General features: G+C 66.0%; 7 protein-coding genes and 6 pseudogenes. 3 read left to right on the top strand and 10 right to left on the bottom strand.

The annotated features are described in order from the left end of the window. Positions 1–83 precede the first annotated feature (83 nt). Genes ruvC through pdxT form a run of 3 tightly spaced genes read right to left on the bottom strand, consistent with a single transcriptional unit; the run spans position 84 to position 2182 of the window. Positions 84–662: a crossover junction endodeoxyribonuclease RuvC gene (ruvC, locus tag ACPEE0_RS09125; RefSeq protein ID WP_009357444.1), complete on the bottom strand. Its 579-nt coding sequence runs from the start codon at positions 660–662 to the stop codon at positions 84–86. A gap of 50 nt (positions 663–712) precedes the next feature. Further along, positions 713–1468: a YebC/PmpR family DNA-binding transcriptional regulator gene (locus tag ACPEE0_RS09120; protein ID WP_133347236.1), complete on the bottom strand. Its 756-nt coding sequence runs from the start codon at positions 1466–1468 to the stop codon at positions 713–715. Between the two features lie 3 nt (positions 1469–1471). Then, a complete protein-coding gene (pdxT, locus tag ACPEE0_RS09115; protein ID WP_424574392.1) occupies positions 1472–2182 on the bottom strand; it encodes a pyridoxal 5'-phosphate synthase glutaminase subunit PdxT in 711 nt (236 codons plus the stop codon). Positions 2183–2272: 90 nt separating this feature from the next. On the opposite strand from pdxT, the pseudogene ACPEE0_RS09110 reads away from it, so the two are divergent. Next, positions 2273–3563, top strand: a pseudogene (locus ACPEE0_RS09110) (MurT ligase domain-containing protein). After that, positions 3560–4321 carry a type 1 glutamine amidotransferase gene (locus tag ACPEE0_RS09105; RefSeq protein WP_424574391.1) on the top strand — a complete coding sequence of 254 codons (762 nt, stop codon included), beginning with the start codon at positions 3560–3562 and terminating at the stop codon, positions 4319–4321. The pseudogene ACPEE0_RS09110 and the gene ACPEE0_RS09105 overlap by 4 nt, the downstream one beginning before the upstream one ends. A 6-nt stretch (positions 4322–4327) precedes the next feature. Here ACPEE0_RS09105 and ACPEE0_RS09100 read toward each other — a convergent pair whose 3' ends face one another. Continuing rightward, positions 4328–5620 carry a CapA family protein gene (locus ACPEE0_RS09100; RefSeq protein ID WP_424574390.1) on the bottom strand — a complete coding sequence of 431 codons (1293 nt, stop codon included), beginning with the start codon at positions 5618–5620 and terminating at the stop codon, positions 4328–4330. A gap of 84 nt (positions 5621–5704) precedes the next feature. On the opposite strand from ACPEE0_RS09100, the pseudogene ACPEE0_RS09095 reads away from it, so the two are divergent. Continuing rightward, positions 5705–7716 (top strand): annotated as a pseudogene (locus ACPEE0_RS09095) (M3 family metallopeptidase). Positions 7717–7936: 220 nt separating this feature from the next. Here ACPEE0_RS09095 and pdxS read toward each other — a convergent pair. From pdxS to ACPEE0_RS09065, 6 genes and pseudogenes are all read right to left on the bottom strand, one after another. Next, positions 7937–8862, bottom strand: a pseudogene (gene pdxS, locus ACPEE0_RS09090) (pyridoxal 5'-phosphate synthase lyase subunit PdxS). 142 nt (positions 8863–9004) lie between these two features. Further along, a complete protein-coding gene (gene pgsA / locus ACPEE0_RS09085; RefSeq protein ID WP_009357451.1) occupies positions 9005–9628 on the bottom strand; it encodes a phosphatidylinositol phosphate synthase in 624 nt (207 codons plus the stop codon). Beyond that, positions 9618–10204, bottom strand: a pseudogene (locus ACPEE0_RS09080) (HIT family protein). The gene pgsA and the pseudogene ACPEE0_RS09080 overlap by 11 nt, the downstream one beginning before the upstream one ends. 18 nt (positions 10205–10222) lie before the next feature. After that, a complete protein-coding gene (gene thrS, locus ACPEE0_RS09075; RefSeq protein ID WP_424574389.1) occupies positions 10223–12232 on the bottom strand; it encodes a threonine--tRNA ligase in 2010 nt (669 codons plus the stop codon). A gap of 116 nt (positions 12233–12348) precedes the next feature. After that, positions 12349–15835 (bottom strand): annotated as a pseudogene (locus ACPEE0_RS09070) (DNA polymerase III subunit alpha). Next, a pseudogene (locus tag ACPEE0_RS09065) lies at positions 15832–16169 on the bottom strand (DUF6504 family protein). The pseudogenes ACPEE0_RS09070 and ACPEE0_RS09065 overlap by 4 nt, the downstream one beginning before the upstream one ends. Between the last annotated feature and the right edge of the window lie 104 nt (positions 16170–16273).

Below are 16273 nucleotides of genomic sequence, written 5' to 3'. Positions count from 1 at the left end.
GGGCTCCTGGTGTAGGCCGGCTCCCCTGCAGGGACCGGCTATCCGAACATATCTACGAATACCCTAGCAAGGGGCCAGGACATTCAGCGGGCACGCCGCGCCTTTGCCTCGGCCGCTGCCCAGGCCTGCTGGGCCGGTGTCAGCGAGGAGCTGCCGGGACCGGTGGTGGCGGACGCCGCGCCGCTTCCGGCCCGCCAGGCGTGGGTGATGGCGAGGGCCAGGGCGTCGGCAGCGTCGGCGGGTCGTGGCGGCGCGTCCAGGCGAAGGATCTTGGTGACCAGCTTGGTCACGGCGTCCTTGTTGGACGAGCCGCTGCCCGTCACCGCGGCTTTGACTTCCGACGGCGTGTGCAGGGCCACGGGGATGCCCCGGCGGGCTGCCGCCGCGATCACCACACCGGACGCCTGCGCCACGCCCATCACGGTACTGACATTCAGTTGCGAGAAGACACGTTCGACGGCGAGGACCTGGGGCTCGTAGCGGTCAAGCCATTCGTCGATGGCCGTGGCGATCACCAGCAGCCGCTGGTCCAGGGTCTCCTCCGGGGAGGTCCCGACCACGCCGACGGCCACCATGGTGGCCCGCCGGTTCCGCTCGACGTCAACGACGCCGATCCCGCAGCGGGTGAGGCCGGGGTCCACCCCCAGCACGCGCAGGGTCACGCGTGCCGGACGCGGGCGGCAGGGCCCTGTTCAGCAGGCAAGGCCGGACGTCACTCTGATTCCAGGGCGGCCTGGACTTCGTCGCTGAGGTCGGCGTTGGTGTAGACGTTCTGGACGTCGTCGAGGTCCTCGAGCGCGTCGGAGAGCTTCAGGAACTTGCGGGCACCGTCGAGGTCCAGGTCCACCTGCATGGAGGGCACGAACTCGACTTCGTCGGTGTCGTATTCGATGCCGGCTTCCTTCAGGGCCTCGCGGATGGCGGGCAGGTCGCCGGGCTCCGAGTGGATTTCGAAGCTGTCGCCGTTGTCCTTGACTTCCTCGGCGCCGGCATCGAGCACCGCCATCAGGACGTCGTCCTCGGAGAGGCCGTTCTTGGGCAGCGTCACCACGCCCTTCCGGGTGAAGAGGTAGCTGACGGAGCCGGGATCGGCGATGGTGCCGCCGTTGCGGGAGATGGCCAGGCGCACCTCGGAGGCGGCACGGTTCTTGTTGTCCGTGAGGCACTCGATCAGCAGCGCCGAGCCCTGGGGTCCGCGGGCCTCGTACATGATCTCGGTGTAGTCCACCACTTCACCGGTGAGGCCTGCACCGCGCTTGATGGCGCGGTCGATGTTGTCGTTGGGGACCGAGGTCTTCTTCGCCTTGGTGACTGCCAGTTCCAGGCCGGGGTTGCCGGCGAGGTCCGGCCCGCCCATGCGGGCTGCGACTTCGATGTTCTTGATCAGCTTGGCGAACGACTTTGCGCGGCGGCTGTCAATGATCGCCTTCTTGTGCTTGGTCGTCGCCCATTTGGAGTGGCCTGACATGCTTTACGCTTCTCCTCTGATCATCCGGATAAAGAGTTCGTGTACGCGTTTTTCCCCAGTCACTTCCGGGTGGAAGGAGGTGGCCAGCAGCTGGCCCGAACGCACTGCAACAATTCTAGCCGTCCCGGGCAGGGGGACAGCGTGGGACGCATGCTCCGGCTCCGCGGGTTCCACCTGCGCCAGCACTTCAACGTCCGGGCCCACCCGCTCCACCCAGGGGCCCCGGATGAACACGGCGTGGACGGGCGGAACGCCCGCATCCGTGGCGCTGAAGTCCAGGCCCTTGAAATCCAGGTCCGTTTCGAACGAGTCCCGCTGCCGGCCGAAGGCGTTGCGGCGGACCGTCATGTCCAGGCCACCGAAGGTCTGTTGCGGGGCGCCGGAGAGGTCGGTGGCGGGGTCGGCGATGTCCGAGGCCAGCAGGATCATGCCGGCGCAGGAGCCGTAGACCGGCAGTCCTTCGGCAATGCGCTCCCGCAGCGGTTCGGCCAGGTCGAAGGCCCGCGCGAGCTTGTCGATTGCGGTTGACTCGCCGCCGGGAATGATGAGCCCGTCCAGGCCGTCCAGCTCCTTGGGCCGGCGGATGCCTACGGCTTCGGCGCCGGTGGCCTCGGCGGCGCGAAGGTGCTCGCGGAAGTCACCCTGGAGCGCCAGGACGCCGATCCGCAGGCCTGCACCAACGCGCGCGGAATCGGCGGAAGGGGAATTTGTCATCCATCCAGCATACGGGCCCGGGCCCTGCCGCCCGCTCCGCGGGGAACACCCCGCGGCGGTTGCATGCCGTTGCTGGGATATATTCGAAACATGTTTTCCCTTAGTGTTCCGCTCGGCAAGCTGGTCCGCCGGGCCACCCGGCTCCGGGGCGGCGGCTCCGCCCTGCCGGCCTGGTGGTCGAAAAAATCGATCCCGGCTTCATGCGGCGGACGCTCAGCACCCTCCCCCATGGCGTTGCGGTGGTAAGCGGCACCAACGGAAAGACCACCACCACCAAGATGGTGGTGGAACTGCTGGAGAGCCAGGGGCTCAAGGTTTTCACCAACCGCACCGGCAGCAATTTCACCCGCGGCGTCGCAGCCGCCCTGCTGGGTGAGGTGGACTGGCGCGGCAGGCTCGATGCCGATATCGCTGTCCTGGAACTCGATGAAGCCCATGCCGTCCACTTCGTCAACAGCGTCCCGCCCCGCTACTGCCTGCTCCTGAATGTCCTGCGGGACCAGCTGGACCGGTTCGGTGAGATCGACAAGACAGCCCAGCTGCTCCAGCAGATCGCAGCCAAGACCACCGGCACGGTGGTCCTGAACCGCGAGGACCCAAGGGTCGCAAGGATCGCCGACACCCTTACCGGGCAGGACGTGAAGTACTTCGGGCTGGACGAGTCGCTGCTGGGTACGTTCCCCAACGACGACGACATGCGCGCCGCTCCCGGAAGTCCCGCCCCGGCCGGCCTTCCGGAGAAGCCGGCGGCCGACGTCGTACTCCGCAAGGTGGGTGCCGACACCGCCGAATTCGAGTACGACGGCGGCACTGTCACCACGGCGATGAAGCTCCGCGGCGTGTACAACATCTTAATGCAGCGGCCGCCCTGACCCTGGCCAGGAGCATTTGCGGCGGAGGCGCCGCTACCGCGGACCACGAAACGCTGCTGGCGGCCCTGTCCCAGGTGGCACCGGCGTTCGGCCGCGGCGAAAGCCTGACCGTGGACGGCCAGCCCCTGGACCTGGTGCTGGTCAAGAACCCCAGCGGTTTCCGGCTCGGCCTGAAGTCGTTCCCGGCGGGCGGCTACGCCACGATGATAGCCATCAATGACAACTACGCCGACGGCCGGGACATGTCCTGGCTGTGGGACGTGGAGTTCGATTCCCTGCGGGCGGAAGGCGTGGACCAGCTCACCGGATCCCGTGCCTACGACATGGCATTGCGGCTGCAGTATGACGAGGTCCCCTTCGGATCAGTCCAGCCCGAGATCGCGCCGGCGCTGGCCGCCTTCATCCGGGAAGCTTCGGGCAAGCCCAAGCGGATCTTCTGCACGTACACCGCCATGCTGGCCATCCGCCGCGAACTGTCCAAGATCACCACCGTGGAGGTTGTCTCGTGAGTCTGGTAACACCCTCCGCAGAAGCGGCTGGAGACCGAAGCAAGGGTGCGCTCCGCGTTGTCCAGCTCTACCCGCGGGACATGAACATCTACGGCGACTGGGGCAACGCCCTTGTCCTGCAGCGCAGGATCAGCTGGCACGGCTACACGCCCGAGCTGCTTGAGTACAACGTGGGCGACCCGTTCCCGGCCAACGTGGACATCATTGTGGGCGGCGGCGGCCAGGACAGCGGGCAGCTCGTCATCCAGGACGACCTCCAGGCACGGGCCGCGGAGCTGAAGGGCCTGGCGGAGGACGGCGCGCCCATGCTGCTGATCTGCGGCCTGTACCAGCTCTTCGGGCGGTTCTTCAAGACCCGCACCGGCGCCGTCATCCCCGGCATCGGCGTCCTGGACGTTGAGACCCACGGCACCGATGAGCGGCTGATCGGTAACGTCAAAGTCTCCACGCCCGAGTTCGGCGAAGTCCTCGGGTACGAAAACCATAGCGGCCAGACCACCCTGGGAGAGGGTGTCCGCCCCCTGGGCACCACCGCCAAGGGGACGGGCAACAACAGCAGCGACGGACATGAAGGGGCCCGCTACCGGAACATTGTTGCCAGCTACCTGCATGGTTCGCTGCTGCCGAAAAACCCGGCCATCGCGGATTTCCTGATCCGTACGGCGGCGGAGCGCAGGTATGGAACCTTCGAGCCGGGCCACCCGGACGACAGGTATGCCGTGCTGGCGAGGGAACACGCAGCCCGGCGTCCCCGCTGACAAGGCTTACGGCTCGCGGCTGATGAGGAGTTCATGGGCTCCGGCAGCCGCAGCCCCCATCGACTCCACCACTGACTGCGTCCGCTGCCGGGTGGCGGCGTCAGCTTCCTGCCCGGCGCAGGGACCCTGCGGCGCGTCCGAAGCCACCGAACACCAGCGGTAGGGATCACGGACAATGACCGACGGCGCCCAGGCGAGGTCCGTGACGCTCCACTTACCGGAACCGTCCTGCCCAAACTGTGCCCGGACCAGCAGGCCCTCGTTGTTCACGACATACCAGGGCGAGAGTTCCGTGACCCCGTTGCCCAGCCCGTAGACGATCCAGGTTCCGTTGTAGTTTTCGATCGGCAGGACCGAGTGCGTGTGGTGCCCGTACACCAGGTTGAACTGGCCGCTGTCAGCCAGGGCGTGGGCAATCTCCTGCTGCTGGGCATTCGGTGCGCTGGCGTATTCGTCGCCTGCGTGCATGGCGCCCAGGACGATGTCCGCGCCCAGTGCCCTGGCCTTCTCCGCCTTGGCAATCATGGCCGGTGCGTCCAGCATGTCCACCTGCCAGGGGTACTCGGGGATCAGTCCGTTGAGTCCGTACGTAGCCTGGATGACAGCCACTTTGGCGGCCGGAGTCTGCACGATGAGGATCCTGTGGGACTCGTTTTCCGTGCGGTATGAGCCGGTGTGCTTGAGCCCCGCCGCATCCAGGGCGTCGAGGGTGCGCAGCAGCCCGTCGGTGCCACGGTCGATGGTATGGTTGCTCGCCGTCGTACATGCCTGGTAGCCCACCGCCTTTGACGCCGAAATGATCTGCGGCGGGACATTGAAGGAGGGATAGGCGGAGAAGGGCCCCTCCGGCCCGGCCACCGGCGTCTCCTGGTGGCAGATGGCAAGATCGCTCCTGCTGATGTAGCGGCGCTGGCCCTCCAGCAGCGGCACAAAATCGAGGCCGGGACTTCCGGCGGCGGCGGCATCCTGCTGCGCCTGCTGCCACAGCTGGGTGTGGACCAGCATGTCGCCGGTGACCAGGACAGAGGTGCACCGGAGCACCGGGCACGCCGGCCCCTTCCCGGGAGTGGGAACAGGCGTGGGTGTGGCGCCAGGGGACGGTGTCCCGGCCCCGGTTGGTTGGGCCGTACCAGGCCGGGCAGTGGCGGGCTGCGAGGCTGTCTGTGGCGGCGTCCCGTTCTGTTCGGCAAGCAGGCCGCAGCCCGCCAACGCACCCGTCAAGCCCAGCGCTCCGGCCAACGACAATGCCACGGCATGGGCGCGCCAACGCCCGGCCGCCCTGGCGGCTATGGTCCCCATACCCGTCATTGTAGGGATGGCTGCCACCGGCATCGGTCATTGTTGCCACATTGAGAAGCGTGCCCTGCTGTGAAAGGTTTGCCCATGACGAACCCCCTCCTGACCCCCAGCCCCCTCCCCTACGGACTCCCTCCGTTCACATCGATCGAGGATTCGCACTACGCCGAAGCCATCGACGCCGGACTGGCCGAGCACCTGGCCGAGATCCAGGCAATCGTGGATAACCCTGAGCCTGCCGATTTCGAGAACACCGTGGTGGCGATGGAACGGTCCGGGCGGTTGCTGGAGCGCGCCGCGGCGCCGTTCTTCACCCTGGTGTCAGCCGACGCATCAGAGCGGATCCGGCAGTTGGAAACCGAATTTTCGCCCCGGTTTTCCGCGCACCAGGACGAGGTGTTCCTGAACCGCGCGCTGTTCGACAGATTTGCGGCCGTTGACGCGTCGGGCCGCGATCCCGAGTCTGTGCGCCTCCTCGAGGAGTACCTGAAGGAGTTCCGCCAGTCAGGCATCCAGCTGGACGGGCCCGGGCAGGAGCGGCTCCGGGCCATCAACGCCGAGTTGGCCCGGCTCGGCACGGAGTTCGGCCAGCGGGTCAAGGAAGGCATGAAGTCAGCTGCCCTCCTGCTGGACAGTCCGGATGAGCTTGCGGGCCTGCCGGCCGATGATGTGGCCAGTGCTGCGGAGGCGGCCCGCGAAGCGGGGCACGATGGCAAGTACCTGCTGACCCTCGTCCAGCCGGGAAACCAGCCCGCCCTTGCCTCGCTGGCTGACCGGAACGTTCGGCGCCGGCTGTTCGAGGCGTCGGTGGCACGCGGCAGCGGCGGCGGCGAACTGGATGTCCTGGATCTGGCACGCCGGATGGCCGGCCTGCGGGCCGAGAAGGCGTCCCTCCTGGATACGCCAACTACGCAGAACTGGTGGTGGACCGGCAGACCGCTCCGGACTTCGGGGCCGTCCAGTCCATGCTTGGCCGGCTGGCACCGGCCGCCGTCCGGAACGCTGACGCGGAGGCCAAGGCACTGGCCGGCGTCGCGGGCCATCCGCTGGAAGCCTGGGACTGGGCCTACTATTCCGCGAAGGTCCGGAAGGAAAGGTACGACGTCGACGAACAGGCGCTCCGGCCGTATTTCGAGCTTGACACCGTGCTGGCCGATGGCGTGTTCCATGCCGCCACCGCCTTGTACGGCATCACCTTCCACGAACGGACGGACCTTGCCGGCTACCACCCCGACGTCCGGATCTGGGAGGTCCGCAACGAGGACGGCAGCGGCCTGGGACTGTTCCTGGGCGACTACTACAGCCGGGAGTCCAAGCGCGGCGGGGCGTGGATGAATTCCCTCGTGGACCAGTCAGCGCTGCTGGGAACCCGCCCCGTGGTGATCAACAACCTGAACATCTCCAAGCCGCCGGCGGGCGAACCCACGCTGCTGACCCTGGACGAGCTCCGCACGGCGTTCCACGAATTCGGCCACGCCCTGCACGGGCTCCTGTCCAGCGTCACGTATCCCCGGTTCTCGGGGACGTCCGTGCCCCGTGACTTCGTGGAGTATCCCTCGCAGGCCAACGAGATGTGGATTATGTGGCCGGAAGTACTGTCCAACTACGCCCGGCACCATGTCACGGGGGAGCCGCTGCCGCAGGACATCGTGGACCGCCTCGAAGAATCCCGGCTCTGGGGCGAAGGCTTTGCCACCACCGAGTACCTTGCCGCGGCCCTGCTGGACCTCGCCTGGCACACACTGGAGCCGGGCGACGTCCCGGACGACGCGCTCGAGATCGAGGCGAAGGCCCTCGCAGCGGCGGGGATCGCCCACCCGCTGATTCCGCCGCGGTACCGGACGGGCTACTTCCAGCACATCTTCGCCGGGGCAGGGTACGCCGCCGGCTACTACTCCTACATCTGGAGTGAAGTGCTGGACGCTGAAACCGTGGATTGGTTCACCGGAAACGGCGGCCTCACCCGGGCCAACGGTGAACGGTTCCGCCAGGAGCTGCTCTCGCGCGGAAACAGCCGCGACCCCCTGGACTCCTTCCGGACACTGCGCGGCCGCGAGGCAAGGCTCGAGCCCCTGCTGAAGCGCCGCGGCCTCGAATAGCCAAGCACCCCACCCCACCCCGCCCCACCCCAGTTAAAGAAGTACGACGCCGGTCCCCCACCGCAAAGGGTGAGGAACCGGCGTCGTTACTACTGGGAGGCAGGGACTGGTCCGGCAGCACGCGTAAAAGGGGCCCCGCGTCCCCGCTCGCCGCGAAGCGGCCTTAGCGGGACGTGGGGAATAGCGTGCAGAGGATCAGGGCCTGCCGTAAGGCAGAGGACTACCAGCCGCGCTCGGCGAGGCGGTGCGGCTGGGGATCTCGTCGACGTTGATGCCCACCATGGCTTCGCCCAGGCCGCGGGAGGCCTTGGCGATGACGTCCGGGTCGTCGAAGAAGGTGGTGGCCTTCACGACGGCGGCGGCGCGCTGGGCGGGGTTGCCGGACTTGAAGATGCCGGATCCGACGAAAACGCCGTCGGCGCCGAGCTGCATCATCATCGCGGCGTCGGCCGGGGTGGCGATGCCGCCGGCGGTGAACAGCACCACGGGAAGCTTGCCGGTGGAGGCGACTTCCTTGACCAGTTCGTACGGTGCCTGCAGTTCCTTGGCCGCGACGTAGAGCTCGTCCTCGGGCAGGGCGGCGAGCTTGAGCAGCTCGGCGCGGATCTGGCGCATGTGGGTGGTGGCGTTGGAGACGTCGCCGGTGCCGGCTTCGCCCTTGGAGCGGATCATCGCCGCGCCCTCGTTGATGCGGCGCAGCGCCTCACCGAGGTTGGTGGCACCGCAGACGAAGGGAACGGTGAAGTTCCACTTGTCGATGTGGTTGGTGTAGTCGGCCGGGGTGAGGACCTCGGACTCGTCGATGTAGTCGACGCCGAGGGACTGCAGGACCTGGGCTTCGACGAAGTGGCCGATCCGGGCCTTGGCCATGACCGGGATGGACACGGCGTCGATGATCTGGTCGATCATGTCGGGATCGGACATGCGGGACACGCCGCCCTGGGCGCGGATGTCGGCCGGGACGCGTTCAAGCGCCATGACAGCAACGGCACCGGCGTCTTCGGCGATGCGGGCCTGTTCGACGTTGACGACGTCCATGATGACGCCGCCCTTGAGCATCTCGGCCATGCCGCGCTTCACGCGGCTGCTGCCCGTGACGCTGTTCGCGGAGGAACTGGCCTCGCTGCTTACATCAGGTGTAGACACAAAAACCCCTATGGGTAGATAGATGACCTTCGCCGGGCGTGCAGGCGGCAAGAGCCGGACTGTGCACACACGGATAGTGCCGGATCCATTGACCGGGCAGTCCTAATACTAGTCCCACCGGGGCCGGGCGGCTTAATTGCGCTTAATCAGCAGGCGACGGCTCCGCCTGTGCCTGCCGGCGGACGGACAGCACGCGCTGCACAACGGTGATGAAGCTGGCCAGGGCGAGCAGCACGAGGGTGGCCAGGAGCACCACCGGGGGCAGGCCCAGGCCGGTCAGGCCGGTGACCACCAGCACGGAAACCAGGCGTTCGGCACGCTCGGCGATTCCCACGTTCGCGGTGAACCCCAGGGACTCCGCTTTGGCCCTGGCATAGGACACCACCATGCCCAGCACCAGGCAAAGCATCGCAGCAACTGCTATGGGGGTATCCGCCCCGCCGGTGAAGAACCAGATGGCCAGGCCGGCAAAAAGCGCGCCGTCGGCGATGCGGTCCAGGGTGGAGTCGAGGAAGTTTCCCCACCGGCTTTTCACATCCTGCATCCTGGCCATGATGCCGTCCAGGACGTCGGAGAAGATGAAGGCCGTGATGAAGAGCGTTCCCCAGAACAGCTGCCCCAGCGGAAAGAACACCAAGGCGCCAACCACGACGCCGGCGGTTCCGATGACAGTGACGGCGTCAGGCGAGACGCCCATCCGGAGGAGCCAGCGGGCCAGGGGGGTGAAGAGCGCGGTAAAGAATCCGCGCGCGTGCCTATTCAGCATCCGTCTCCCCGGGCCAGGCGTCGGCCACCTGTTGGCGGACCTCGTCGAGGGTCTGCGTGATGGCCTTGGTCTGGGCGATGATCGGGAAGAAGTTCCCGTCCCCGCCCCAGCGTGGAACCACGTGCTGGTGCAGGTGGGCGGCGATGCCTGCGCCGCCCACCACGCCCTGGTTCATGCCCAGGTTGAACCCGCCGGGGTTCGCCACCTTCCGCAGCACCCGCATGGCGGTCTGCGTCAGGTCGGCAAACTCAGCGGTTTCCTCCAGCGTCAGGTCCGTGTAATCCGGAATATGGCGGTAGGGGCACACCAGCAGGTGCCCGGGATTGTAGGGGAAGAGGTTCAAGACCACGTAGCAGGTCCTGCCGCGGTGGACGATGAGGGCGTCCTCGTCGGTGCGTCCCGGCCCAGGCAGAACGGGCAGTCGTTTTCGTTCTTGAACTGGTGCTGGCCGCCCTTGATGTAGGCCATGCGGTGCGGAGTCCACAGGCGCTGGAAGGCGTCCGGGACACCGGCGAGGTCAAAGTCGTCGGTAACGCCGGCATCCCCTGGATACCCTGCGCCTGTGTTCTCCTGCACGCTGCTGGTTCCGTTCCGCTAGCTGGTCCGGTTACGGACGGCTTCCGTGATCCGCTTGACCGCCTCGGCCACCGGAACGCCGTTGTCCTGGCTTCCGTCGCGGAAGCGGAAGGACACGGCACCTGCCTCGGCATCGTCCCCGCCGGCAATCAGCACGAACGGGATCTTGTCCTTGCTGGCCGTGCGGATCTTCTTCGGGAAGCGGTCCGACGACGTGTCCACCTCGGCGCGGATGCCCGCCGCCTTAAGCTGGTCGACGACGTCGAACATGTACTCGTTGAAGGCTTCCGCAACCGGAATGCCCACCACCTGGACGGGCGCCAGCCAAGCCGGGAACGCGCCGGCGTAGTGTTCGGTGAGCACGCCCATGAACCGCTCCACGGAGCCGAAGAGGGCGCGGTGGATCATCACGGGCCGCTGCCGGCTGCCGTCCGCTGCCTGGAACTCCAGTTCGAAGCGTTCGGGCAGGTTGAAGTCCAGCTGGATGGTGGACATCTGCCAGGTGCGCCCCAGGGCATCCTTCGCCTGCACGGAAATCTTGGGACCGTAGAAGGCTGCTCCGCCCGGATCCGGAACGAGTTCCAGCCCCGACTCCTGCGCAACCTCGGCGAGGGTCCTGGTGGCTTCCTCCCAGGCGGCGTCTTCACCGACGTACTTTTCCGGGTCCTTGGTGGAGAGCTCCAGGTAAAAGTCGTTCAGGCCGTAGTCCTTGAGCAGGTCCAGGACGAACGTCAGGGTCTTGGTGAGCTCGTCCTTCATCTGCTCGCGGGTGCAGTAGATGTGGGCGTCGTCCTGTGTCATGCCACGGACGCGGGTGAGGCCGTGCACCACACCGGACTTCTCGTAGCGGTAGACCGAACCGAATTCGAACAGGCGCAGGGGCAGTTCCCGGTAGGAGCGGCCGCGGGACCTGAAGATCAGGTTGTGCATGGGGCAGTTCATCGGCTTCAGGTAGTAGTCCTGGGCCGGCTTGCGCACGGTGCCGTCCTCGTTCAGTTCGGCGTCCACCTGTATGGCCGGGAACATGCCGTCCTTGTACCAGTCGAGGTGGCCGGAAACCTCATAGAGGTGGCCCTTGGTGATGTGCGGCGTGTAGACGAACTCGTAGCCTGCCTCGACGTGGCGCTGGCGTGAGTAGTCCTCCATTTCCTTGCGGATGATGCCGCCCTTGGGGTGGAAGACAGGCAGGCCGGAGCCCAGTTCGTCCGGGAAGGAGAAGAGGTCCAGTTCCGAGCCGAGCTTGCGGTGGTCGCGGCGTTCCGCCTCGGCGAGCCGCTCCTGGTACGCCTTGAGCGCGTCCTTGGTGGGCCATGCAGTGCCGTAGATGCGCTGCAGCTGCTGGTTCTTCTGGTTGCCCAGCCAGTAGGCGGAAGAGGACCGGGTCAGGGCAAAGGCGTTGGAGATGAGCTTGGTGTTGGGCAGGTGCGGCCCGCGGCAGAGGTCGCACCAGACGGTGGTGCCGTCCTTGCGCTCCACGTTGTCGTAGATGGTGATGTCACCGGCGCCCACCTCGACGTTGACGCCTTCACCGGCCTCGGCGGCGTCGTTCTTCTTGCCCAGCAGCTCAAGTTTGTAGGGCTCGTTCTTCATGGCCTCGCGGGCCTCGTCCTCGCTGACCACGCGGCGGACGAACTTCTGGTTCTGGTTGATGATTTTCTGCATCATCTTCTCGAGGGTCTTGAGGTCCTCGGGGGTGAACGGCTCTGCGACATCGAAATCGAAGTAGAAGCCGTCGGTGATGTAGGGACCGATTCCCAGCTTGGCGTCCGGCCGCAGCTGCTGCACTGCCTGCGCCATGACGTGGGCGGTGGAGTGGCGGAGCACGTTCAGGCCGTCGGGGGAATCAATGGTGACGCCTTCGACGTCGGCGCCCTCGGGAAGTTCCTGGTCCAGGTCCTTCAGTTCGCCGTTGACGCGGGCCACAACTACATCGCGGCGCTCAAAGAAGAGTTCCGCACCGGTTGTCCCGGTAGTCACCTTGGTCTCTTCGCCATCGACGACGAGGGTGATCTGCTGGGCATCTGACACGGGTGTCTCCTATTCAAAGTTCAGGCTTCATAGCTTGTGGCGTACGGGGACCACAGCCAGCCATCGTCAATGCTATCTGTTCGGTGATAGGCCGACCAACGCGGCGCACGGCAGGGTCAGCCGTTGAATCCGGTAATGGCAAGGCTTCTGCTGATCCCGTCCAGCGGATGAGGCACGTCCTGCTCCCGGGCTGCCGGATCCGGGAACGGCAGGGTTTCGGTCCGGCTGAGGTCCCAGGCCATGCTGGCACTCAGGCTGATTCCCCGGGGACCGGTCCGCCGGGTGGTGCCCCTAATGAGGAGCAGCCTGGTGCCGAACAGGAGCATCCCGGCTTTTTCCTGGGCCTCGTGGAAGAAACAGAGTCGACACAGCCCGTGCCGTCGTCGATGCTGATGAACACCACCCGCTTGCCGCCCCGCATGGGTGGGGTCTGGGTGGCCACCCGCACCCCGGCCACCAGGACCTCGGTGCCGTTCCGCAGTCCCAGCAGTTTGTCTGCGGTGGTGACGCCCAGCCTGTCCAGCAGGGGCCGGTGGCTGTCCATCAGGTGGGTGCTGACGTCCACTGCCATCAGGTCAAGCTCTGCCCGGACGTTTTCCACCAGGGTTGGGGCCGGCAGTTCCGGGGTTATATTCCGCAGTTCAACATCCCCAGGGGAAGTGATAACTGTCCCTCCAGGACTTCGACGCCTTTCCTGCTGCCGCCGGACGCCTGGAGCTTCTGCAGATGGTGCACCAGGTCGGCCCGGTTGGCTGTACCTCCCGCCTCCCGGTGCAGCGAATCGAAGGCCCCCAGCTGAGCGAGCCGTTTGATGTTTGGTTTGCTGATTTTCGACCTTGCGCGGAGGTCGGCCAGCGATTCGTAGGGCTGTCCGGCAATGATTCTCTTCAACTCTGTTGTGGAGAGCCCGTAGATACCGTTAAGGCTCAGACGAATGCCGAGTTTTCCGGCGTCAGGGCCGGACTGGATCCGTTCCACCCGATACTCGGCTTTGCTGAGGTTGATATCCAGCGGAAGGATCGGGATACCCAGCCTTCTGGCCTCGGCAACCAGCAGCCGTTTGGGGTACATGCCGGGATCGTGCTCCCACAGCCCGGCGAGGAATGCCTCGGGGTGGTGGGTTTTGAGCCAGGCTGACTGGTAAGTGGGCACAGCGAAGGCAGCACCGTGGGCTTTGCAGAAACCGAAACTGGCAAAGGACTTCAGGGTGTCCCAAACCTTGTCCACGACGTCGGCCGAATACCCCTTCGCTTTTGCCTTCCTCCGGAAATACTCTTCAACGCCGGCTTCGCCCTCTTCGCTGCTCAGGGCCCTGCGGAACTCGTCCGCTTTGGCTAGGCCGCAACCGGTCATGACGTCGAACGTCCTCAGGATCTGCTCGTGGAACACGGTCACACCGTGGGTTTCCGCCAGCACCGGTTTCAGGTCGGGGTGGGGGTAGACCTCCGGGGCGAACCCGTGCCGGTGTTCAAGGAAGGGCCGCACCATATCCGATTTCATGGGCCCTGGGCGGAACAGCGAAATATCGATGATGAGGTCGTTGAACTCCCGCGGGGCCATCTTTCCGATCAGCTCGCGCTGGCCCGGTGATTCGATCTGGAAGCAACCCAGGGTGTGGGTGCTGCGGATCAGTTCATAGGTGGGCTCGTCATCGAGCGGCACCGCATTGAGGTCGATATGGCCGTTGTCCGCAATATAGTCCGGCCCCGAACCATCCGACCCGGCCGGATGCCGGCCGGCAGCAACAACCTCATCCTTTGACGGATGGATCCGGATGATTTCCCGGACCGCAAAGGCCATGGCGCTTTGCATCCGGACCCCCAGGACATCGAGCTTAAGCATGCCCATGGGGTCCATGTCGTGCTTGTCGAACTGGCTCATGGGCAGCCCCAGCCCGCTCGGCTGGACCGGGGTGCGGTCCAGGAGGGTTGCGTCGCCGAGGATCACGCCACAGGGATGCATGGAGATATGGCGGGGCAGCCGGTCAAGGCGTTCGGTCAGGTCCACCAGCAGATCCAGCTGTTGGTTGCCGTCGGCGTCGCGCTGCTCAACCCTTCCGGCAAACTCCCGGAGTTCGGGTTTTTCCTGCAGCGCTTCACGGAACTTGCGGGCTGAGAAGCGCCACAGCTGCTTGGCGATCTCCCCCACTTCGCCGTCATCCATGCCCAGGGCCATGCCGGCGTCGCGTACCGCTCCCCTGGCCCGGTAGCCGTTCTGCATGCTCATCAGCGTGACGCGCTCGGAACCGAACCGCTCGAAAATCCGCCGGTAGACGTTGTGGCGCTCGGCACTTTCGACGTCGATGTCGATGTCCGGAAGGGTGGCCCGGTCCCGGGAGAGGAAGCGCTCGAAGATCAGGTCATGCTGGAGGGGGTTCACGTGGCTGACGTCGATGAGGTAATTCACAAGGCTGGAAGCGCCGGATCCGCGGGCCGCAGCCCGGACGCCCATGTCCTGGATCATCCTGGACACTTCGGCCACTGTCAGGAAGTAGGAGGAAAATCCGAGGTTCCGGATGATGCCCAGTTCATGCTCCAGCCGGGACACCATGGATTTTTCTGCAGTCCCGCTAATTCCTGGAAAGCGCCTGCCTATCCCTGCGTTGCATCGCTCCACCAGTTCCTGGTGCGGGTCCTGGCTGATCCCCAGCACGGCGGCCTCCGGCACCACGGGCTGTTTCCACCCCATGTCTGAGGCGGGATCAATCCGGCACAGGTCCGCGAGCGCCTCGGTCTGCGTCATCAGCTGTTTCAGGTCAGCGGCACCGTATCCTGCCGCAGCGATGATTTCCTTGCCGAGCAGGAGCATCTGGTCAGCCGACTTCAGCCAGCCCTGACCGGTGGGTTGGAGCAGCGGTTCGCTGGCGAGCTCCGGCAGCGATTTCAGGGTCCTTGCCGAATCCAGAACGTCAGCCGTGGGGGCGCCGTCCGCAGCGCAGTACCGGACAGCGTTGGTCAGGATCGCCGGCACGTGGTGCTCCTCGGCGAGCCGGAGCATGCGGACTGCGTGGGCAGTGCTCAATGGTGAGCCCGGGGCGCTGAGCTGGGAGACGATCTCAGCCACCACAGTCCCGCCCGGCATGGCATCCAGCCATTGTTTGAAGAGGGTGCGCGGGCGGAGATAGCGCCGGCCTCCCATCGCCCGGCCGACATCCGAATCCGGGCCGATCAGGACAGTCAGTACCGGCTTGAGGGTGTGCGGATCAAGTGTCCGGGAGGCAAGCTCAGCACGTGTCACGGCCACGGGCACCGCTCCCCCGGCCTTTCCCGTTGTCCGGGCATGGGCGTCTGAGATCAGCCGGCACAAGGCCCGGTAGCCCGCGCCGTTGTTGTGCCCGCGGGCAAGGACAACCACCCTGCCTGCCACCCGGGTGCGGTGGTCGCCGTCGTCGTCAAGGACCGCAAGGTCTACTCCAACGATGGGATCAAGACCCGCAGCCATACAGGCCTTGAGGTGCTTGATGGTTCCGTACAGGCCGTCGCGGTCAGTGCAGGCAAGGGCAGTGGCACCGTCCGCTGCGGCGGCCTGCGCCAGTTCTTCCGGCCAGGAAACTCCATAGTGGGCGCTGAAGGCGGTGGAGACGTGAAGGTGCGTGAAGCTCATGCTGTTCTGGGCCGGAGGGCATCATGGATCCGCAGGAGCCGCCAGCGGCCACTGCGGATATGGCGGGAAAGGTCAAGGGTCAGCGGTTCTCCGGTGGCATTGCTGCCGGCGGCGCCGTCCGGGGCAGGCAATACCTGCACCCGCCAGATTTCATGGTCCACTATCCCGGGGCCGCTCCCCAGGGTGCCCTGCTGTCCTCTGCCCACCACTGCCGCCGCTCATACCAGCGCATTGGTTCGGCGCAGACATCGTAGGACCGGCCGCCCCAGGTAAGGCTTACAGGCTGGCCTTCCGGCGAGCACAGGACATCAACGGATTCGCTGAACATGCCCATGCCGCCTCCCGGAATAACCCGACCCGATTCGAATATGTGTTCGAGCAGTTCAAGTCTACGCCGGGTTCAGCCTGATGCATAGAAATGGGCAGCAGGGCTTCCCC

Source organism: Arthrobacter sp. SD76, from assembly GCF_049726125.1.
GTDB classification, from domain to species: domain Bacteria; phylum Actinomycetota; class Actinomycetes; order Actinomycetales; family Micrococcaceae; genus Arthrobacter; species Arthrobacter nitrophenolicus.
Note: the sequence above shows the minus strand (reverse complement) of the source record. Positions and strands in the feature narration are given on the sequence as shown.

Excerpts from the sequence above, each read along its gene's own strand:
- ACPEE0_RS09120 (WP_133347236.1), bottom strand. The coding sequence starts at position 1,468 with ATGTCAGGCCACTCCAAATGGGCGACGACCAAGCACAAGAAGGCGATC.
- pdxT (WP_424574392.1), bottom strand. The coding sequence starts at position 2,182 with ATGACAAATTCCCCTTCCGCCGATTCCGCGCGCGTTGGTGCAGGCCTG.
- ACPEE0_RS09100 (WP_424574390.1), bottom strand. The coding sequence starts at position 5,620 with ATGGGGACCATAGCCGCCAGGGCGGCCGGGCGTTGGCGCGCCCATGCC.
- pgsA (WP_009357451.1), bottom strand. The coding sequence starts at position 9,628 with ATGCTGAATAGGCACGCGCGCGGATTCTTTACCGCGCTCTTCACCCCC.